Raw genomic sequence first — 22,106 nt, forward strand, 5'->3', positions numbered from 1 at the left:
ATAAAGCCCAGTTCTTCCGATAAAACAATAGAATGATAATGAAACAATTGCTGATGACAGGTGTAATCTTTCTGATGCTCCTTTCTGGCGCTCCTTTACAGGCGCAGCAGAGGGGGATGGGGAAGATGTCGCCTTGGCTTAGGCATATAGCAAGGCTGGAAACGAGCTGGGCAAGGCAGGATGCAAACCAAGCAAACAGGGTGTCTGCTTACGGAGAGACAACGGACAGAAGGCAGGTGTGCGCTTTAGCTGATGTTGCCACGGCGGAGGTGCTGCCGCTTTATGGCAGTAGGTCGCTGGCTGAAGTGGGAGGTGTGCATATTGTCAGCATACCCATTGGACAGCTCCGTTCCTTGGCTGCAGACCCAAGGGTGAGAAGAATAGAAGCACACCCTTTAGGAACAGCGCTCAATGATTCGATGGCAATACACCTGAATGCCTTGCCTGCATATGCTGGAACAGACCTTCCGCAACCTTTTACAGGAAAGGGCGTGGTAGTGGGAATCATGGATATAGGCTTTGACCTGACGCAACCCAATTTTTACAGCCGTGATACTACGCAATATCGCATAAAGCGCCTATGGGACATGTTGTCAACGGACACTCTGGGAAGTGAATTTTATGTGGGACGCGACTACACGACGCGCGACGAGCTGTTGAAGCTGCAACATTCGCGCGATGGACGCGATCTTACACATGGCACATATACACTGGGTATTGCTGCAGGCAGCGGATATACCTCAAACTATCGCGGCATGGCACCAGAGAGTGATATTTGCCTGGTGGCGAATGCCGTGTCAAATAACGCGGCTTATATCGATTCGGTCAATTACTATAAATATACTTATGCCACTGATGCCCTTGGATTCAAATATATCTATGACTATGCCGCGAGTGTCAACAAGCCGTGCGTGATATCACTGAGTGAGGGCAGCTCACAGGATTTCCGTGGTGATGACCTGCTCTATTACAAGATGATAAAAAGCCTGGTGGGACCTGGACGTATCCTTGTGTCGGCAGCCGGTAACAGGGGATGGATGAAGGACTGGATTCACAAGGGGAGATGTGAGCAGTCGAAGGGCGCTTTTCTTTATGCTGAAAACAAGACAATGATAGTAACCACGAAGTCGAGGGATGACTTCTCCTTGCGAGTGGTGGCATACAGGGAGAAGAATGATACGCTGACAATAAACACTAGAGAGGTGATGAGCGCACAGGACTCAACGCTGAATACCGTTTTAGACGCAGGCGGAGCAAAGCTGAGTGTTCAGGTTGAGGCTTATCCGTCGTGCTACGATGAGAGCGACATGTGCTACGACCTGACGATAAACGGAGAGTCGTATATAGGATTTAACTTTCCCATATCGTTTGAAGTGGTGGGTGCAGATTCCGATGTTGAGGTGTTTAGGGTAAACGGCGCTTTCGGCGGTTCAGACAAGAACCGTCAATTGGAAGCTGGAGAGCGCACACATAACATACTGTCTCCCAGCAGTAGTCCTGACGTGATCTGCGTAGGAGCAACGGCATATCGTTTGGGCGTTATTAATCATGAAGGGAAATATGTGGAATTCGATGATGGCAAGGACGGAGAACGTGCAGGCATGTCGTCGGTAGGCCCTACGTTCGACGGACGTATAAAGCCCGATGTTATGGCGCCTGGCATTAATGTCATATCGTCATACAACAGCTTCTACATAGAAGAGCATCCTAATGCCTCCGATGCTTCTGGAAATATGTTCTATTATGATTTCAACGGGAGAACCTACACGTGGAACTGTAATAGTGGCACTTCCGGCTCATCGCCAGCTGTGGCAGGCGTAATAGCGCTATGGCTGGAAGCATGTCCCACATTGTCGCCTGAGGACGTGATGGATGTCATAGCCCATACGAGCAGACATAACGACCCAACGCTGTCGTATCCAAATAACCTATACGGATGGGGCGAGATAGATGCCTATGGCGGACTGCTGTATCTGCTGGGTGCAGACAAGATAGACGGTGTTACGAGAGACCCCTCTAAGGTTCGGGTGAGCGTGACAGGTGAAGGCGCTGTAAGGCTGGTATTGCCGGAACCAGCGCAGTCGGCTGTGAAAGTAACTGTCTATGAGCTGTCTGGCAAAGTAAAATATCGCCAGCGGCTTGTGCCTGGCGAAAGCGAGTACCTTTTGCCATCGTTGCGACTGGCGAGAGGTCAGGTTTATGTAGTTCAGATTGATGGTGACGCAGCAGTGAAAGGCTCCCTGATAATAAAAGGATAGCTAACCTCTTACTTCTCACCTCTTACCTCTCACCTCTTACCTCTAACCTCTAACCTCTCACCTCTATTGTCCACCAAGGCGCGAGAAGTATTCGATGATGTCTTCCCAGGTTTTGAACGTGTCAGAGCCAAACTCTATGAGCGATGCCATGGCATCGGCCTCTTTCTCGCGACTAATGAGGTAGTCGCCATAGAGCAGGCTGCGTTGGTTGGTGAAGATGGTGTGACCCCATGCAGGCACGTTGATATATTCTTCCAGCCATGCTGTCACATCGGAGTAGAATGATGGCTGCGATGTGGGAGCTGGAGCCACGAAATAAACCTGATAGCGTTCTATCAGCTGACGCACAGCTTTCTGCGAAGATGATAGTGGCTTTGCCTCAAGTCCCAAAGAGGGTAGGGCGCTGAGAGAAGATTCGGATACTGGCGGAACGAGACTCTCAATACCGATATATATAATTGGGCGCTCGCGACCTTCCTGACGATCGTCAATCCAACGGATGACAGGCATCACGGAGTGCATGAACGAACGGTCATCCATACGGTGCTCGCCGTGGAAATGAGCAGCGTTAGGATAGTGCTCGATGAACATGCCGAAGGTATCGACAACGTCATCTCTATCGCCAAAGAGACCATAGACACGCTTCTGCTCCTCCCTTGAACAGCCGCTGAAACGCTGTTCTGAGACCTGACGATATTCCTTCACCAAGGCTTTGTCAACATAGAACTGTTGTACGCCGTCGAGGCGTGGGTTCTGGAATGTTTGTGTGCCTGTCATGCCATGGGCCTGCATGGTGTCGGCAAGGCAGAGGGCTGGGTTCAGACAGATACGGTCGAAGCCGTAGAGCTGTTCTGTGTACATGCCGCCCATTGACGTGCCTATTATGAGGTCGGGCTTCTCTGTGTCGCATATCTGCTTCAGCAGAGCCTGTGCCTCCTCTGGATGAACGGGCAGGTCGGGTGCGATGACTTTGGCATTGGGCATGACCACGCGGAGGCGTGACACTGTGCCAGACTGGCCGCTTGAACCGAAGCCATGAACGTATAGAACTGTCTTTCCTGACATTATCTCAGGAAACTGCTTTACATACTGATTTTCCATAATTGGCGCAAAATTAGCGTTTCGATTCTATAATAATGGGGCTTGTGAGGTTAAAATATTCTAATTCGCAGAAACTTTCGGCTGTTTTGACCGTCATATCAGTAATTTTGCATCTAAAATTTGCTTTTGGGCCAAAAGCCCAGGTAAAAAAGAATGTAGAATAATAAAAACTTAAAAATAGAAAAACGATTATGAAGAAGAACATTCTGTTTATTGCTCTTGCAGCCACAGTGCTGATGAGCAGCTGCGCCAGCAAGAAGGATCTTGTGGCATGTCAAACTGAGAATAAGTCGCTGACCGCTTCACTGCAGAGCGCGCGTGAGGATCTTGCAGCAAAGAATGCACGTGTGCAGAGCCTTGAGGAACAGCTCGCTGCACAGAAATATGCCATGGCTGAGCAGAAGAAGCTCGTGACAAACCTACAGAACTCGCTGGACAAGAGCCTTAACAACGCATCGCAGAACAACGTGTCAATAGAGAAGCTCGTTGACCAGATTAACGAGTCAAACCTCTATATCCGTCATCTGGTAGAGGTGAAGTCGAAGAGCGACTCACTTAACATGGTGCTGACAAACAACCTCACACGCTCACTTTCTAAGGAAGAGATGAAGGAGGTTGACGTACAGGTGCTGAAGGGCGTGGTATATATCTCGCTGGCAGATAACATGCTCTACAAGAGCGGCTCTTACGAGATTAACGAGCGCGGCGCACAGACACTGTCGAAGATTGCAAAGATTATCACAGACTATAGTAACTATGACGTGCTGATAGAGGGTAACACTGACGATGTGCCCATCTCGAAGACAAACATCCGCAACAACTGGGACCTCTCATGTCTGCGTGCCTCTTCTGTAGCACAGGTGCTCCAGACAAAGTATGGCGTTGATCCAAAGCGTCTTACTGCAGGTGGACGTGGCGAGTACAACCCAATTGAGAGCAATGATACAGAGGCTGGTAAGCAGCGCAACCGCCGTACACAGATTATCATCACTCCGAAACTCGACGAGTTCATGGATCTCATTGGCAAGGCTCCTGAGTCAAAGTAATCGGCTGAAACTGTCTTTTACCAATAACTAATTACTATTACTATGACTATGAACAAACTTATTCTTTCGGCTGCTTTTGCCATCAGTTCGCTGGCTGTCTCTGCACAGAACATTCAGAAAGGTGACTACGGCTATCTGTACTGCCACATGAGCGACCATGGAGAGTTCACAGCCTACGCCCTGAGCCGTGACGGATACAACTATGAGGATATCATAGGCGGACGTGCCGTCATAGATCCAAAAGAACATGCTCGCATAGAGGGTGGACAGCGCGATGCCTTCATCACGCGTTCATGGGACGGCAAGGGATTTGTCATGGTGACAACAGATATGTGTGTAGCAAAGTCACGTAAATGGGATAACTACGGCATAGACCTGCTGAAGAGCGATGACCTCATAAACTGGACAAGCGTCACCTTCGACTATCGCAAAGGCACGAGCATCTTCATGAACCCTGATGCAGAGAGCGTGTATAAGGACTGGTCAACCATCAACCGCGTGTGGGCACCACAGATATTCTGGGATCCTAACTACACATGGGAGAATGGAGAGAAGGGCGGATACATGATATACTACTCAATGCTCAATCGTCCTGAGGAGAAGTACGACCGCATGTACTATTCTTACGCTGACAAGTCGTTTACGAAGCTAACCCAGCCTAGACTGCTGTTTGACTGGGGCTATGCCACCATCGATGCCGACATCAACCTGCTTGACGACGGACTATATCACATGCTGATAAAGAAAGAGGGCGGCAAGCCTGGCATATACACCGCCACATCGAAGAACCTCACAAGCGGCTGGGGTGAACCCGTTGCCGATGACTATGTGAGCTTCGAGGGCAGAAAGAACTGCGAGGGTTCGAGCGCGTTCCAGCTCATTGGCGACAAGACATGGCGCGTGGCTTACATACAGTATCATGACAACCCGAAGCACTATCGCATATGTGAGGCCGACGAGCATCTGCGCAACTTCAAGAATCCTGTTGACATAAAGGGAGTGACAGCTCCTCAGCATGGTTCGTTCATGAGACTGACAAAGAAAGAGTATAAACGACTGAAGAAGTGGTCGGACAAGCAAAATGAAAAAACAGGTAAGTAAGAATACTGCAGACACAAAGACAGGGGAACCGAAAAACTCGGCTCCCCTGTATCTGCGCTATACGGGTATAGCAGTCAGCGTGCTGGTTCTCGTTGCAGCCTTTGGTGCCATCGTTGCTAACGAGGATGACTATCTCTATCGTGTACAGGAACTGAACTTGTTCCTCTATACACCGCTGTTCTTCAAGCAGCAGCTGGTAGTGGCAGGAGGCATGCTTACGTGGCTTGGCACTTATTTCACACAGTTTTTCTATCACACATGGTTGGGCACGCTGATGCTCATCGGCTGGCTGGCACTCTTCATGTGGCTCGTGAAGCAGACGTTCAAGTTGCCGGCATCGTGGATGCCGCTGCTTCTCATCCCTGCCGGTCTGATGCTGATAACCGACTTTAACCTCGGCTATTGGGTATATATCCTCAAGCTGCGCGGACATTTCTTCATTGGCGTCATGGGCATGTCAATGGCTGTGGCGTTGGTATGGCTATACAGGGTGGTGGCAGCGAAGGCTTTCGCAAAAGACAGCAGTCTCGCAACGGCACTTCTCGTAGTGTTCCAAATTGTCGTGGGATTCCTGGCATATATTGTGGGAGGCTTCTACGGACTGCTGGCGCTGCTGCTCATGGCCGTGGTGAGCGTTAAGCTAAAGTCTGTGCTGACAGCGAAGATAATAGCCATAGCAACATCACTGTTGCTGATTGTTGTCGTCCCGCTCATAAGCTATCGACTCATTTACTATCAGACGAACAGTGACTATGTGTGGTGGCAGATGTTGCCAGTCTATCATGATGAAAGCGGACTGGGCATCTACTATCCCTATATCATCACATCGCTCTTCCTCGTAGTGCTGGCAGCACTTTATGGCATCCGTTATTCAGCATGTGTGCTGCGTCGCAGTTGGCTCCATATTGCCATGCAGCTTGTATTTGCCGTGGCTACAGTCTTTGGCTGCTGGCAGCTGTGGTATAAGGACGTGAGCTTTTACGAAGAGCTCCACATGAGCAGAAACGTGGAGAGCGGCGACTGGGAGGAGGTACTGCGCACTGTGCGCAACCATCAGGGCGAGCCAACGCGAATGATGGTGACATACAAGAACCTTGCGCTCTTCAAGGTGGGACGTGCCGGCGACGAGATGTATAACTATCCTGATGGCTCGAAGGAGTTTAACTGTCCCTTCGCGATACGCATGGCGCAGTTTGGTGGTAAGAACCTGTACTTGCACTATGGACTTCCAAACTACTGCTATCGCTGGTGTCTGGAGGAAGGTGTGGAGAACGGCTTCCGTGCGGAATATCTGAAACTGCTCACACAGTGTGCACTTCTTAACGAAGAGTGGCAGGTGGCAAAGAAATACATAGAACTGCTGAAGCAGACACGTTATCATGGAGAGTGGGCAGAGCAATATGAGGCGCTTGCTACACCCGATGGCGTGAAGAAGTTGAGTGAGCACCCCACGCTGGGGCCAATAAGCCAGCTGATGAAAGGCATCGACGTTCTGGGCACAGACCAGTCGATAATAGAGTTGTTCCTGCTGAACATTCAGGCTTATCGCCGTACTACAGACCTGAAGACTGCTGAACTTGTGCTGCTGTCTGCCTTGCAGCTGAAGGATATCAACACCTTCTGGCGCGCATTCTTCCAGTATGCTACGCTGAAGAAAGACGGTCGCATACCTCGTCACTTCCAGGAGGCTGCCTACCTCTATGGCAATCTCGAACATACGGTTGACATCAGTCACATGCCGTTTGACAGCACCGTCGTTGAAAGTTGTAAGGCGTTCATGAACGCTGTGCGCCAGTATAAAGGTGCGAGTGAGGAGCAGCTGAAAAACTCGCTGTACTATAGTTTCGGCAACACGTTCTACTATAACTACTTCCTCATGCGAAACCTGAAGACGTATTGAGAGGTTAGAGGTTAGAAGTTAGAGGTTAGAAGTGAGAGGTTAGAAGTGAGAGGTTAGAGGTTAGACCGCTTAAAACATAAAAAAGAAGATGAAGAATATTTGCAGTTATTTCTTTTTGACAATAGTGCTGGCGCTTGCTGCATGCCAGCAGGCAAAGGTGCCTGCCGATTATGCGCTGCTTAATGAGAAACCAGCCATCTATCCGGACTATATCGATGTGACTGTGCCGGTAAACATTGCCCCGTTGCATTTCCTGTTGCAGAATAGCTATGATGAGGTGGTTACACGCTTCAAGGCTGGCGACACAGAGGTTGTGCTCGGCGGACAGAAAGTTATGATAGACCAGGATGACTGGCAGGAACTGAAGGAGAAGGCTTGCGCAGCAGGCTCACCCATAAGCGTGGAGATGTACACCCGCATGGGCGAGAAATGGCAGCGCTACCAGCCGTTTGACATCACAGTGTCAAAGGACAGCATAGACCCATGGCTCACATACCGACTCATATCGCCCAGCTATGTGGCCTACGAGGAGCTGACCATCAACCAGCGCTGTCTTGAGAACTATGACGAACAGGTTATCTATGACAACATGCTATGCTCAACAGAACAGAGCGGACAGTGCATAAACTGCCATTACAGTCAGGGAGGCAATCCACAGCGCACCGTCTTCCACGCTCGTCAGAATCTTGGCGGCACAATGCTTAACATTGACGGTAAGCTGAAGAAGATAAACTTGAAGACCGACAGCACCATCTCGGCTGGCGTTTATCCTGCATGGCATCCGAAGCAGAACGTGATAGCCTTCTCTACAAATAATACCATGCAGAGCTTCCATACGCGCGATATAGACAAGGTGGAGGTGCTCGACGATAAGAGTGACCTTATTCTATATAATGCTGCTACCGACGAGGTGAGCATCATCGAGAACGACTCCACGGAGTTTGAGACCTTCCCCTGCTGGAGTCCTGACGGACGCTGGCTCTACTACTGCTCTGCCCACTTCGAGTATGATGACTCGGCATCGACTACGGCTGCCGACTGCATTAAGCGTTACAAGGAGATAAAATATAATGTATATCGTAAGGCGTTTGACAGCGAGAAGCTTACCTTCGGACCTCGTGAGATGGTGTTCTGTGCCGACTCTATGGGGCTTAGCGCCACTTTGCCGCGTATCTCTCCCGATGGACGCTATCTGCTGATGACAGTAGGAGAGTGGGGTACGTTCCATATCTGGCATCGTGATGCCGACCTGTGGCTGATGGACTTGAATACGGGCGAGGCAGCACCTCTTGAGGGGGCAAACAGCAAGAGTGTGGAATCGTTCCACAACTGGAGCAGCAACGGCCGTTGGATAGTGGTGAGCAGTCGCCGCGATGATGGCAACTTCACACGTCCGTTCTTTGCTCATGTTGATGCCGATGGCCATGCGTCGAAAGCCTTCGAGCTGCCTACCGATGATCCAAACTTCCACCGTGAGTTCATGAAGTGCTACAATGTTCCTGAGTTCATGCGTGGGCGTGTAGAGATTTCTCCCCAGCAGTATGCTGACGCGTTGAAGAAACCTGCCGAAAAGGCAAAGTTCGTAAGGAGATAATTAACTAGAGTACTTGTCAAAACACAAGATTTATTTAAAAACAACGGATTTCGCGGATTTCACGGATTTAAGCCCTACTGATAATCAGTAACTTAGATAATTCGTTTAATCCGTGAAATCCGTTGTGGTTAATTATGACATGTCCTATAGTTTGTTATTATGGTTCGGAAAATGAAAAAGATTATTTTGTGCTATTGTCTGTCATTATTTTGAAGTGATAATACATCATTTTGTGCGTACCTTTGCAGCGGAATTAGAAACCATAAAAAATCAACTAATGAAAAAGATCTTCTTATTACTACTACTGACAGCCATCACTATGACGGTCAGCGCACAGAATGATGACGTGCCAGTGAAGACTGGCTCGTTTGAAGGTAACTGGGAATCGCTTAGCGCATGGGAGTGCCCAGAGTGGTTCAAGGATGCAAAGTTCGGAATATGGGCTCACTGGGGACCACAGTGTCAGGCTGAGGATGGTGACTGGTATGCTCGTTTTATGTACTATTCTAATAGCGGACAGTATAGCTATCATGTCAACAATTTCGGCAATCCAAGTGTTTTCGGACTGAAGGACCTCTGCAATGCATGGAAGGCAGACCAGTGGGATCCACAGGAGCTGGTGAGCCTCTACAAGAGCGTAGGTGCCCGCTATTTCATGGCATTGGGTAATCACCATGACAACTTCGATTTGTGGAACTCGCCTTATCAGGAGTGGAACTCTGTGAACGTGGGTCCGAAGAAAGACCTGCTAAAGGGATGGAGCGACGCCTGCAAAGCCGAGGGACTACCACTTGGCGTTTCTATCCACGCTTCACACGCATGGACATGGCTGGAGCCATCGCAGAATTATGACGGCAACCTGAAGAAGGCAGACGGCGTAGGCAAATGGTGGGAAGGAATGGATCCTCAGGAGCTGTACGCTCAGGACCATGCTCACTCTACTGGTTGGGAGAGTTCAGGCACTATTCACAGCCAGTGGGATTGGGGCAATGGCGCAAGCCTGCCTTCACAGGCATACAAGACGAAGTTCCAGAACCGTGTGCTGCAGGTCATCAACGACTATAACCCCGACATGGTCTATTTCGATGATACTGCCATGCCTTTCTATGGTTGTGATGACAATGTGGGCAAGAACATTCTTCAGCATTACTATAACCATAGTGCAGCACTGCATGAAGGCAAGCCAGAGGTGGTGGTGACAGGTAAGCAGCTCACCACTGAACAGAAAGACTACATGATGTGGGACGTGGAACGCGGAATTCCTGACCGTCCACAGGATGCCTACTGGCAGACTTGTACCTGCATTGGCGACTGGCACTATAATAAAGATGTATATAACGGCAATCGTTATAAGAGTGGTGCAACAGTCATACGCATGCTTATAGATGTGGTGTCTAAGAACGGTAACCTGCTGCTCAGCATCCCTGTCAAGGGCAATGGTACTATCGATGACAAAGAGCGCAAGGTTCTTGCTGACATAAAGGCATGGATGGACATAAACAGCGAAAGTATCTACGGCACACGTACGTGGAAGACCTTTGGCGAAGGCCCTCTTGCTGAAGCTGCCAACCCAATGACTGCTCAGGGCTTCAATGAGGGACAGGCATACTCGGCACAAGATGTGCGTTATGTAGAGAAGAACGGTGTTGTCTATGCCACTGTAATGGCATGGCCCACAGCAGGCGACTTCTGCTTCAAGGCATTCTCTGTCATTGAGCCTACCTATAGTGGCGAGGTGGAATCTGTGCAGCTCCTCGGAAGTGGCGATGTTGAGTTCGTTCAGGACATGAACGGTCTGACTGTTAAAGTACCAACAACAAAACCAAATGATATTGCACCCGTGTTCCGCATCACCTTCAAGGCTGATGACCGTTCAGCCTATGAGGTGCTGCAGTCACTGGTCTCTGACATGGAGTCAATGATGGAGACTCTGGCAGCACAGACACACCCTTATAACACAGGTAAGCTTAATGGTGCCAAGATGGCAACGCTCCAGGCAGCCATTGCTACTGCAAAGAGCATACCTTCGACCGTGTCTGACGATGAGGCTGTGACTGCACGTGAGGCACTGGCAGCAGCCTACCGCTCGTTCCTCAATGATGGTATGAACCGTGGTGGTGCTTTCAGCGGTGTTGTTGAGGATAACCTTACGACAAAGTATTTTGTTGAGGCATCGAGCTTCACTCGTTCAGCAGGTGGCACAGCACGTTTCGGAAAACCTAAAAACTGGACTGTCGAGAATTTCAATATCCCCAATGGAAACTCTGGCACTAAACAGGGACTTGACAACTATTCCGGCAACGAGGCTCTGATGCTGGGCGTGTGGAACGATGCTTCTGCCAACACTGGTGGTGACCTGAGCAACGCACGCATCTATCGTAAGGTGAAGATGGCTGCTGGCAAGTATTTCTTCGGCGCAGCCTATAACACAACCTATAGCATGAGTCAGCAGTCTTACATGTTCGTGAGTAAGACTCTCTGCAATACTGCCGATATTCCCACGCAGTCAATAGCATATTATAACATCAACAATTGTACTGGCGACATGAAGCTGCAGGGCCTGTACTTCCAGCTCGATGAAGAGACCGAAGTATATATTGGCTTCCAAGCAAACCTGCTCAATGGCTCTGCCACACAGGAGTTCCGTGCTGAGCGTGTAGCACTCTATAGTCCAAAAGAGGTGGGCGAGCGTCATGCAGAGGCTAACGGATGGCAGAAGATTGAGGCTCTGCCAAGCGACGCGAGCCAGTATTTCTATGCATTCTATGACCATGGCACTGACAATGCACTTGTCCTTGCCAAGGGCGACAAGCAGGGCACGTCATACATGACCATGTGGTATCAGGAGGATGTCTATCCCGAAGGAAACAAGGATGCCCTTTGGACTGTCGATGCTTTCAACTCTAACAACTACTCTGGGGCAAAGGATGAGGCTGTGAAGTGGCTCGTCATTACCAATGCAGGCAATCCAGACATCTGCATGCAGTCTAATGATAGCCCTAACAACTGGAACTATCGCACTGAGAACAACGGTGAGGGATGGACAGACCGTTGCTATGTAAGTGCAGCATATATGCCTGAGGCAGGCTGGACTCTGACAAACAACAAGGGTGGCAACATGGGTCGCTATGAGGACACCGACGAGATAAGTGGAAATGCTACTGATACCAATATTGGCCATTATGATATCTATACAATCCTGCGCGGTAACTATGTAGCTGCAGCAGAGAATGTTGACAAGGCATCAGAAGATAATCCTATCGACATCTCCTACGTCATCACTAATGCTGATGGTACACGCTATAACAACTTCCATGCTAAGCAGCCTGTAGGATGGACACTCTCTCAGGACGATGCCTTCGAAATAGAGTATTCAAGCTATTTGCCTACTAAGGTTGGCAACAGCTATTTCAACAAGTGGCAGGGTTCAGGCACACTGACAAACCGCGAAATCAGTCAGGAGATTACAGGTCTGCCAAATGGCACCTATCGCCTGTCAGTACGCACTGCAGCCAGCACCATTCATGCAGGAGCGTGGGCGTTTGCCAATAACGATAAGGTTGACATGACACAGCTGGTGGATAACAATGCTGTGGTTACTACAAAGGTTACAGACGGCAAGCTGACAATTGGTGTGAAGTTGGAGAACTATACCAGCAACAACTGTAAGTTCGACCACTTCGTGCTGGAATATCTTGGCGACGAGAACAATACCGTTCCTGTGAGTGGCACACACATGCAGACAACCGATGCACGCCAGCTGATCTACGACATCAGCGGACGACAGCGGGCAAAGATGCAGAAAGGTCTGAATATTGTTGGCAAGAAGAAAGTCGTTGTAAGATGATACACAAAAAAAATGAGTCCATCCGGACTCATTTTTTTGTTTAGTATGTGAACGATGATCCACCGAGGAACTCGCGTAGCAGCGATGTCGGTGGTATCTGCGTCTCTGGTATCGGACTAATATAACGCAGGAACTTGCGCAGGCGGTAAGCCTCGGCATGCTCAGGACAGTTCTCAGGCACCTGCTCAAGAAGCGGCTCTGCCTGACTCTTTATCACGGCAAGTTCGAAGAGCATGGCGGTATTAAACATTACATCGGCATTCTCCTGATAAGGGAATATCCACTTGTTCTCACCTTTGCGCACGGAAGCCCAGCGGCGTATGGTCTCGCGGGCATCTACACCACGGTATTTGTGGTCGCGAATGATGCGGCGTAGCAGACGGTTGTCTGTCGTCGGGATATAGTTGTGATTGTCAAGGAGCAGGGTGGTAAGTGCCGATGCATACACACGGAACTTCTTGTCGTTAGATATCTGGGCAGTAAGTTCAGGATTCAGTGCGTGAATGCCTTCCACGACGAGTATCTCGTCTTCCTTCAAACGCAGCTTCTTGCCGCTCCACTCGCTCCTGCCTTCCTGGAAATTGTAGCGTGGCAGCTCTATCTCCTCACCATTGAAGAGGGCTTCAAGCTGCTCATTAAGAAGAGGAATGTTTAGTGCATGTATGCTCTCGAAGTCATAGTCGCCTGTCTCGTCACGTGGCGTCTTGTCACGATCAAGGAAATAATCGTCCAGTGAGATGGGCACAGGCTTGATGCCGTTTACTGCCAGCTGTACTGAGAGACGCTTGCACGTGGTTGTCTTGCCACTTGACGACGGACCGGCAATGAGCACCATGCGTATGCCTCTCCTGTTGGCTATCTCGTCGGCAATCATTGAGATCTTCTTCTCCTGCAGGGCTTCGCTGATTTGTATGAGCTGTGAGCTGAACCCTTGGCTGATGGCCTCGTTAAGGTCTCCTATGGTGCGCAGACCGAGAATCTGCTGCCACTTGTGCTGCTCTTTGAAGATGCTGAACATCTTGTCCTGCATCACCATCTCGCCAAGTTCATCGGGGTTCTCGCGAGAGGGCAGGCGCAGCAGCAGGCCATCGTAGTATTTCTCCAGCCCAAAGAGGTAGAGCTGCTTGGTATTGGTAAGCAGCGAGCCGTAGTAATAGTCGTAGTAGTTGTCAATGTCGTAGAACGTGGTGAACAGCGAACCAGTGCTTTTGAGCAACTTTACCTTTGAGAATGTATGGAGAATGGTGAACATCTTGATAGCCTCCTCTGTTGTTGATTCGTGGCGGTGGATGGGGTAGGCTGCATCTATTATCTCCTGCATGCGCTTGCGAATCTTTCCCGCATCTTCGAGTGTCACAGGATGCCCAATGTCAAGGTCAACATAGTAACCGTTTGACACGGGTATATCTATAGTTACCTTGCATTTCTCATAAAGGTCGTGTACGGCCTTGCAGAGCACAAAGAACACTGTGCGCGTATAGGCACGCAGTCCCGATGGCGTCGTTATGCCAAGGAACTCAATGTTCTTTGCCTTATAGATGCGGTAGTGCATGCCTTCTACCTTGTTGTTCACATGGGCACTGATGGGGCCATGAGGAATGTCAAGTCCTGTCTGTTGATACAGCTCTTCGAGGGTGCTGCCTATTGCCACCTCATATTGTTTTGAGTCGTTAAGGCAGAATACTGTTGTTGTCTTTTCCATAGAGAATAGTTGTGTTGTTTCTTTCGTTTTAGGATACTATGCGACAAATTTACGTATTTTTTTTGTTTTTCCAAGCATAGGCAATAAAAAAATAGAAAAGATTGTTTATCTTTGTGGCAGTTTAATCGATTTATACATTTTTATAGTAATAAATAACAACGTGGTACTATGAGATTCAAGAGAATTCTTCTAAAGCTGTCGGGCGAGAGTCTGATGGGAAAGCAGGGCTTCGGCATAGACCCTGAGCGCTTGAGCGACTATGCTCAGCAGATTAAGGAGGTGAGTGAGATGGGCGTGCAGATTGGCATTGTCATTGGCGGTGGTAACATCTTCCGTGGACTGAGCGGAAGTCAGAAGGGCTTCGACCGCGTAAAGGGTGACCAGATGGGCATGTGTGCAACAGTCATCAACTCGCTGGCATTGTCATCGGCTCTTGGTGCCATTGGCGTGAAGAACAAGGTGCTCACTGCCATCCGCATGGAGCCTATTGGTGAGTTCTATACGAAGTGGAAGGCTATTGAGGCTATGGAGCAGGGACAGGTATGCATCTTCTCTGCAGGAACAGGCTCTCCTTATTTCACCACTGACACTGGTTCGTCACTGCGTGGCATAGAGATTGAGGCTGACGTAATGCTGAAGGGCACGCGTGTTGACGGCATCTACACTGCCGACCCAGAGAAAGACCCTACAGCAACAAAGTTCTCTGACATTACATATAAAGAGGTGCTGGCTCGTGGCTTGAAGGTCATGGATCTCACTGCTATCTGCATGTGTCAGGACAACAACCTGCCCATCTATGTGTTCAACATGGACATCGTTGGCAACCTGAAGAAAGTTATGGAGGGCGAGGACATCGGCACGCTTGTCCATAACTGATGACAAAGTAAATATCTTTTTAAACAACGGATTACACGGATTTTACGGATTTATGCCTGTTGATAGCAGGAACTTTGAGTGAAATCCGTGTAATCCGTTGTGGTTATTTTTATTTTATATTTAACTTTCCGTATGAACGGTTGTGGTTCCTGAACTCAAGTATTCGCGTTGTAGTTCTTCTTTCGTGAAGTCATGGACGGCTTCACGGTGTCCGCAGCTATGGCACTTGTAAACATCGTCATACGGATGATAACGATAGAGCACGTTGTAGTTGTGTACAGCGTATGTAGAATCAGTGGTGTGGATGGTGCGATGGTTGGTGTCATAGGATGAACCGTCGCTACGTGTCACGTGAGTCCACTCCCTGCGTGAGCCATGCTCCTCGTGAAGCAGATCGCCTGTTTCGCTCACAACTTCCCACTTCTCATATTCCTGTCCCCATACACGCTCGTCAAAATCCATGGTGTAGAGACGACGGCACTTCGGACAGCGGTTATGAGGAATAGTGTTCAGGTCGGCTGAAGCTATGGCATAAGCTGCGAATGCCGCCATAAACACCATCGGTATGGAAATAATCCAGAACGAGCCCCATGCCAGTGTGAGCACAAGCCACAGATAGGCGGAGACTATGGTGACTGCTGCAAAGAGAATTTGCAGTACGCTGTCGCCTAATGGATAGAATACGTAGCGGCAGTGGAGCAGAGCCTCGCAGATAAGCACCGGTATGGCAAGCGCTGCGAAAAGCCATACGAGGCCTAACAATATGTAGAAGGCCATGCCTACCCAGTGGTACCACTTGGCATCGCCGTCTATGCAAGATTTGTAGCTGCCGAAGGTGCTGGGTTGGTAGAACGACTCCTGGATATGTGTCATGAACAGGTCGCAGTCGATAATCTCGCTAACAAATGGCAATAGCTTCATCAGCCAATCGCTGCGGTCGCGTGGAAAGACGAGCTTGTAGTCAGTGGCAATGAGAGAGTCGTTGAACGTCACTATGGGACGATAGAAGCGACCATCACTCTTCTTGAACACCAAGATGGTGTTGAACATGGCTGTCAGCTGCTTGTCAACGGTATTTACTGAAATTGCCGGACGGAAGAGACTGTCACACTTTCCGAAAGTGTTGTCAAGATACAAGCGGCGGAACTTCTTCTCCGACATGGTGTAGTAGCCTTTGAAGTCTATCAAGTAGTCGTGCATGTCGTCGTTGAACTCTGGCACAACATCATCGAGCCGCAACTCTTCCTCGCGACCTTCCTCTGTCCTTACCAGAAAGTTGAACCTGTCCTTGCTTCTGCCAAGGATGGTTATCTTCTCACGCGTCTTATTATTAATAAGAGGTAGATTGAATTCGTCGATGTCAACGAAACCGCGACGGCCGTCTGCCGTCTGAACCCACAACTGCATAGGTTCGCGGTTGCTTACCTCTGCCTCGTCGAAACCCAGATAGAGTACGCTGTCGCCAATGGCGAGCTGCTGCTTCACCGTGTCTTTCTCAAAGATGCACTTCAGCGTTGCCTTCTTCTCAATGGGAATCATGATGGCCTTCTCAGGACGCTCATTGTTCATCGTGAAGTAGTTGAACGCCATGATTATCAGGAAGAAAATAAGCAGGAATGGGGTATGCTTCCAGAACAGTTCTGAGAAGTTTATGTCAGAATAGCCTGATCTGTTACTGTGGTTAAAAAAGTCTTTGATTTTGAACATAGTCTTAAGGTTTTAGTCTTTGTATTATGGTGTTATTTCTCTTCGGTGAAGTCAACATATTCGCCCTCGTCCTGAGTGAAGATCTTGCGACGCTCTTCAGTTGAACGCTCGTCTATGATTGTCACGCCTTCGCTGGTCTGTGTCGTGCGGCGCTGGCTCTGCTGGGCTTTCTGCTGCTCTCTCTGCTGCTTCCATTTGTGCTGGGCGCTACCATCGTTGCCTTGGGTGGTGCCGGCTCCTTTGAAATAGTCTCTTTCAAACTGCTGTCCAGGTCCGGTGTAGTCTCGGTAATGCTTGTCAGCCATCTTCTTGAAGGTCTCGTCGTCATAGTCACCTGTCAGATGCTGTCTTATGCGCAAGAAGAACTTACGCAGGAAAAGAAATCCTATCAGCAGTAGGATAAATGCAAAGACGAGAAGGAATATGATAACACCTCCAAAGAGTTTAGCAACCATAAGAAAGTATAGATTTAAGGATTATTTGTTAGTCAAGGCTGAGAGCAACACGTACCACGCTATCACGGCAGAGATGCCGATGACACCGTAGCCAAGTACAAGAGGGCATACGATGAGCAACACCGCGCTGATTACGAAGCCATATTTCACCTCATTGCCTTTCCAGCCCCAGTGCTTGAACTTCAGAGCGAAGAGTGGCAGCTCTGCTATAAGCAGATAGCTACTGAAAGGTATCATTGCCAGTACGATGTACATATACAGTGGCTCGTTCAGCTGATGCTCTGTCATCCATACTATGAGTGCTCCCCAGAAAAGGGCGTTGGCAGGCGTTGGCAGACCTATGAACGATGTTGTCTGACGCTCGTCAAGGTTAAACTTTGCCAGGCGCAATCCTGAGAAGGCTGCCACAATGAATGCCAGGAATGGCACAAACAGCAGATGCTGATGGAAGCCACAAAGGTAATTGAATATTATTGCTGATGGCGCTACACCGAATGTCACTACGTCGGCCAGTGAGTCAAGCTCCTTGCCAATAGGCGAACTTACGCCCAACAGACGTGCCGACATGCCGTCAAAGAAGTCGAACACAGCTCCCGTTATAATCCAAAGCAATGCCAGCGTTGGATTGCCATAGATGGCTTCCACCGTTGCTATGCAACCTGAAACGAGGTTGCAGCATGTTATGGTATTGGGGATATGTTTCTTCATAGCGTAGCGATAACGGTTAGGTCACCGGTTGTTGACTGTCCCATCTTGACTTGTGGCTTATAACCCAGTGGCAGGAACACGTCAACGCGCGAGCCAAGCTTGATGAAACCCAGATGCTCGTCAATATAGCATTCCTCTTGCTCCTTTGCGTAGGTCACGATGCGTCGTGCCAATGCACCGGCTATCTGGCGCACCAGCACCTGCTGGCCGCTAGGAGTCTCAATCATGGTGTCGGCATGCTCGTTCTCCTCGCTTGCCTTTGGCAACCATGCCTTGTGGTAGTTTCCGTTGAAATGCTTCACAAACAGCACCTTACCGTCAACGGGGAACCAGTTGGCGTGAACATTCAGTGGGCTCATGAAGATGCTTATCATTAGTCGCTTCTCATGGAAATAGGTGTTCTCCATCACTTCCTCGATTACAACAATCCTACCATCGGCAGGAGCCACAACGGTGTTCTCCGTGTCTCCTGGGAAATATCGCTTCGGACAACGGTAGAAGTTCAGCATCATCAGCCATGCTGAGCCAAAGATACATGTGAATATTGCAAAAGGTATTGGAGTGTCAAATGCTTTCCATAGAATCACGTCGATGGCAATGATTGTGAATAGAGTATAGAGCAATTCTTTTGTGCCCTCGTGATGGATTCTAGTATTTTTTAGTTTTCTGAGTCTTTCTCCCATGGTAAAGTTTTGTACAAAATCAATGCAAAGGTAATGTATTTTTGTTAAATAGCAAACTTTTCGGGACAATCTTTGCGTTTTTAGTCACTTTTAGCAGCTTTTTAAGTGGTTTCCTTGTTTTTACAATTGCAGTGTCATGTTTCTTTTGTACTTTTGCAACGAAAAGTCAGTAACTCAACTTCCGTAAGCCATGCTTACTTAGTTTAGAGGTAAGTGGTTAGAGGTTAGAGGTTAGAGAATAGTTGGATAAAAGCAGAAAAGTCTGTGCAATAAGAAAACGGTAGAGCTAATCTCTCACCTCTTACCACTCACCTCCAAAAAGTTGAAATTGTGAAACTTGTAAAATTTTTTCATTATGGTAAAGCACATTATTCTTTGGACTCTTAACCCTGAACTGTCAGAGGAAGAGAAGCAGCAGGTTAAACAAGGTATCAAGGCTGGTCTTGAAGGACTCGTTGGAAAGGTACCGGGACTTCTTGATGTAAAGGTAAACATTGACGGTCGTCTGTCGTCATCCAATGCTGACGTCATGCTTGACTCTACCCTTGAGTCAGAAGTGGCATTGCGTGGCTACGCACAGCATCCTGAGCATCTTGCTGTGGCAAACACAAAGGTTCGTCCTTTCACCGTAAGCCGTTCCTGCCTCGACTTTGAGATTTAGCAAATCGTTATTTTGAAAAATATTCTAAAGTGATATGTTTTATGCAAAAAGCGAGACGATTATAATGTTCTTCTTTTTGCTAATTAACTAAAGAGTCCACACTTGCCGATGCCAGTGTGGACTCTTTGTTGATCCCCCCTTGTGGATAGGATACTGTTTTTGATAACTAATAACTGTTTTGCAGATTTAGAAAAGCGTTTTAGCCTTGCAGCATGAAAGTGACGGGAAGTACATACTTCACTGCTGTTGGCTTGCCACCGTCCTCACCAGGAGTCCACTTAGGCATAGCCTTGACAAGACGAAGTGCTTCAGCATCGAGAAGAGGATGAGCTGACTTCAGAATGAAAGGATCTACGATGGCGCCCTTCTCGTCAACAGTAAACTTAACAAGTACACGGCCGCTGATGCCATTCTCCTCGCACTCAGCAGGGTATTTCATATTCTTTTTGAAGAACTCAGCGTAGCCAGGCAAACCACCAGGGAACTCAGGCTGCTTCTCAATGTCTTCGCGTGTACCGTCAAGAAGGAATACTACAGGTATGGTGAATTTTACGCGAACAGCTTCACCATTGTCGTTCTGACCTGCTTTCCATGTTGGCATAGAGCTTATAACACGTACTGCTTCAGTATCGAGAAGAGAGTCGGCAGACTCTGCTACTTCAACATTGCTTATGCTACCATCCTTTTCAATAATGAAATTAACGAGTACACGTCCTTCGAGACCAACTTCTTCGGCCTTCTCAGGATACTTGACATTATCTGCGATGTACTTAACGAGAGCTTCCTGACCGCCTTCAAACTCTGCCATTACTGCGCATGAATCGACTGGTTCGTCCTCAACTGCAGCGGTCTGCTTGTTCTGTGAACACATGCTCAGCCCCATCACTGTGATGGCTGCTAATACGATAATCTTAATCTTTTTCATTTTAATAAAATAATGTGTTGTTTTTAGGTTTGAAATAATTTGCTGCAAATATATCGCATTTGCGGTAATATGTTACAAAAAACGAGTGTGCAAAATAGTGTGCATTTTGCAACATCTTGATTATTAAGGAGTTCTGTTATAAGGTTTTTATTACTTCATCCCAGTCGGATGGGCTGCCATTACTTCCGAAAGCGCGTTGATAGAGACGGCGACGAGTGGATGATATGGCTTCGTCGCTGCGTATGGTGAGGCGTGCAATGTCACTTGGTTTCATGCCAGTCTTCAGAAGCAGACATATGTGATAGTCATGAGTGGACAGTCGGCAGAGGTCATATAGGCGCTGACGGAAATGTGGGTAGTCTTTAATTATGGACTGTTCAAGTGAATCCCAGTCGGAGTCTGTCATTGGTTTGTTGTCACCGCCATTGAGCTTTAGCTTCAGTAACTTGAAGATGTCGCTTTGCTGCGTGGCTTTGCTTTTATCGTTGTTTCTGTCATCACCTCTGGTAAGATATTCTTCACGCCACTGGCGCATTTTATCAATTCTGAACTTTAGGATGAGCTGGCGCTGGCGGTGTATGTGAAGCAGCAGAATTAGAAAGACAATGGTGAGTAGGGTAAGTGTCGTGACTATTACGATAATACGGATAAGATGTTCGTTATGTTGTGACAATTTGCTTATCTCTCGCTGGGCACGACGGTCCTGATAGTTGGCGTGATGCTGCAACAGCTGTTTGGTGATTTTCTCTCCCTTGCGAATCATGCCGTTGCTCTCCTCATATTCGTTGAGACTCTCACATGCCTCTTCCTTCTTACCGAGAGACATAAGAATACGGGCTGTATGGAGCTGACCGAAGGCACGGACATAATAAGAGTATTTCTTTGAGAGTTTTCTGTAACATCTAATGGCTCTTTCATAATCACCGTTTCGTTCAGCTATCCACCCTTCATAGATATACTCCAGCTCAGTGCTTTTAGGCGTGAGATGGTCTATATTCTCAATATGGGCATCGGCTATTTCGTCTGTCATGGTCTGCATCTCGTTGTAGCGAGTGTAGTAGTCACTGTATATGTGACCATAGTTGGGAGAGTAGTTGTCTGGCATCTCCTCTATTACTCTGCGTAGGGACTCGCGTGCAGAAGAGTATAGTCCCATACTCTCATAGGCAAGGGCTATGCTGCGCAATGTCTTTTGCCATGATATGGTGTCACATAGTACGGAGTCAAGGCGTGCTGCTTCTTTCAGTTCAACAATACTCTCGTCGGGCAGGGCATTACGGAAGAAGAGCAGTCCCATGCGGAAATGAGTCTCGCGGAGTAAGGTGGTGTCGGGACAATGACCAAGAATGTCGAGCGCTTCCTCATAGATGTCGAGCGCTGCAACAGCATCGCTGTCCTCAGTCGCTATGGCTGTGCTTAGCATGCGGTTTACGTGGTCAGCACAGCTGCCTTCTGGTTTGCAAGAAAAGACAGCGAAACAGGTAGCCATGTAGAAAACGGTGGCTACGAGCTTCGCTGTTATGTGTAAACGCATCATCTTTT

The 22,106-nt window shown here is 48.5% G+C and carries 16 protein-coding genes; 8 read left to right on the top strand and 8 right to left on the bottom strand.

What is annotated here, in order from left to right; translation table 11 throughout:
* Positions 1-38 precede the first annotated feature (38 nt).
* Positions 39-2,258, top strand: coding sequence for a S8 family serine peptidase (locus tag M1L52_RS07515; protein ID WP_248614313.1), 2,220 nt, complete (start codon positions 39-41; stop codon positions 2,256-2,258).
* Positions 2,259-2,321: 63 nt separating this feature from the next.
* Here the strand turns inward: M1L52_RS07515 and M1L52_RS07520 are convergent, their stop codons facing one another.
* Positions 2,322-3,359: a YqiA/YcfP family alpha/beta fold hydrolase gene (locus M1L52_RS07520; RefSeq protein WP_248614314.1), complete on the bottom strand. Its 1,038-nt coding sequence runs from the start codon at positions 3,357-3,359 to the stop codon at positions 2,322-2,324.
* 191 nt (positions 3,360-3,550) lie between these two features.
* Between M1L52_RS07520 and M1L52_RS07525 the strand changes: the two genes are divergently transcribed.
* The 5 genes from M1L52_RS07525 (at position 3,551) to M1L52_RS07545 (ending at position 12,847) form a co-directional block, all read left to right on the top strand.
* Positions 3,551-4,405, top strand: coding sequence for a flagellar motor protein MotB (locus tag M1L52_RS07525; protein WP_248614315.1), 855 nt, complete (start codon positions 3,551-3,553; stop codon positions 4,403-4,405).
* 48 nt (positions 4,406-4,453) lie between these two features.
* Positions 4,454-5,506: a glycoside hydrolase family 43 protein gene (locus M1L52_RS07530; RefSeq protein ID WP_248614316.1), complete on the top strand. Its 1,053-nt coding sequence runs from the start codon at positions 4,454-4,456 to the stop codon at positions 5,504-5,506.
* Positions 5,487-7,406, top strand: coding sequence for a DUF6057 family protein (locus tag M1L52_RS07535; protein ID WP_248614317.1), 1,920 nt, complete (start codon positions 5,487-5,489; stop codon positions 7,404-7,406). Before M1L52_RS07530 ends, M1L52_RS07535 begins: the two co-directional genes overlap by 20 nt.
* A gap of 88 nt (positions 7,407-7,494) precedes the next feature.
* Positions 7,495-9,000, top strand: a complete 1,506-nt coding sequence (locus M1L52_RS07540) for a TolB family protein (protein WP_248614318.1) — start codon at positions 7,495-7,497, stop codon at positions 8,998-9,000.
* Between the two features lie 277 nt (positions 9,001-9,277).
* On the top strand, positions 9,278-12,847 hold the full coding sequence (locus M1L52_RS07545; RefSeq protein WP_248614319.1) for an alpha-L-fucosidase: 3,570 nt from the start codon (positions 9,278-9,280) through the stop codon (positions 12,845-12,847).
* 40 nt (positions 12,848-12,887) lie between these two features.
* Here M1L52_RS07545 and M1L52_RS07550 read toward each other — a convergent pair whose 3' ends face one another.
* Positions 12,888-14,549 (bottom strand): nucleoside kinase, encoded by a 1,662-nt coding sequence (locus M1L52_RS07550; protein ID WP_248614320.1) that lies wholly within the window; start codon positions 14,547-14,549, stop codon positions 12,888-12,890.
* Positions 14,550-14,717: 168 nt separating this feature from the next.
* Between M1L52_RS07550 and pyrH the strand changes: the two genes are divergently transcribed.
* Positions 14,718-15,425, top strand: a complete 708-nt coding sequence (gene pyrH, locus M1L52_RS07555; RefSeq protein ID WP_248614321.1) for a UMP kinase — start codon at positions 14,718-14,720, stop codon at positions 15,423-15,425.
* Between the two features lie 120 nt (positions 15,426-15,545).
* Here the strand turns inward: pyrH and M1L52_RS07560 are convergent, their stop codons facing one another.
* Genes M1L52_RS07560 through M1L52_RS07575 form a run of 4 tightly spaced genes read right to left on the bottom strand, consistent with a single transcriptional unit; the run spans position 15,546 to position 18,978 of the window.
* Positions 15,546-17,132 carry a hypothetical protein gene (locus tag M1L52_RS07560; protein WP_248614322.1) on the bottom strand — a complete coding sequence of 529 codons (1,587 nt, stop codon included), beginning with the start codon at positions 17,130-17,132 and terminating at the stop codon, positions 15,546-15,548.
* 32 nt (positions 17,133-17,164) lie between these two features.
* Complete coding sequence (locus M1L52_RS07565) at positions 17,165-17,587, bottom strand: DUF4834 family protein (protein ID WP_248614323.1); 423 nt, start codon at positions 17,585-17,587, stop codon at positions 17,165-17,167.
* A gap of 21 nt (positions 17,588-17,608) precedes the next feature.
* Positions 17,609-18,295 carry a CDP-diacylglycerol--serine O-phosphatidyltransferase gene (pssA, locus tag M1L52_RS07570; protein ID WP_248614324.1) on the bottom strand — a complete coding sequence of 229 codons (687 nt, stop codon included), beginning with the start codon at positions 18,293-18,295 and terminating at the stop codon, positions 17,609-17,611.
* Positions 18,292-18,978: a phosphatidylserine decarboxylase family protein gene (locus M1L52_RS07575; protein WP_248614325.1), complete on the bottom strand. Its 687-nt coding sequence runs from the start codon at positions 18,976-18,978 to the stop codon at positions 18,292-18,294. Before M1L52_RS07575 ends, pssA begins: the two co-directional genes overlap by 4 nt.
* A 355-nt stretch (positions 18,979-19,333) precedes the next feature.
* On the opposite strand from M1L52_RS07575, the gene M1L52_RS07580 reads away from it, so the two are divergent.
* On the top strand, positions 19,334-19,639 hold the full coding sequence (locus M1L52_RS07580) for a Dabb family protein (RefSeq protein ID WP_248614326.1): 306 nt from the start codon (positions 19,334-19,336) through the stop codon (positions 19,637-19,639).
* Between the two features lie 199 nt (positions 19,640-19,838).
* Here M1L52_RS07580 and M1L52_RS07585 read toward each other — a convergent pair whose 3' ends face one another.
* A complete protein-coding gene (locus M1L52_RS07585; RefSeq protein WP_248614327.1) occupies positions 19,839-20,564 on the bottom strand; it encodes an energy transducer TonB in 726 nt (241 codons plus the stop codon).
* Positions 20,565-20,700: 136 nt separating this feature from the next.
* Positions 20,701-22,101: a tetratricopeptide repeat protein gene (locus M1L52_RS07590; protein WP_248614328.1), complete on the bottom strand. Its 1,401-nt coding sequence runs from the start codon at positions 22,099-22,101 to the stop codon at positions 20,701-20,703.
* Positions 22,102-22,106 lie beyond the last annotated feature (5 nt).

It is taken from the genome of Prevotella sp. E13-27 (assembly GCF_023217965.1).
In the GTDB taxonomy this organism is placed as follows: Bacteria; Bacteroidota; Bacteroidia; order Bacteroidales; family Bacteroidaceae; genus Prevotella.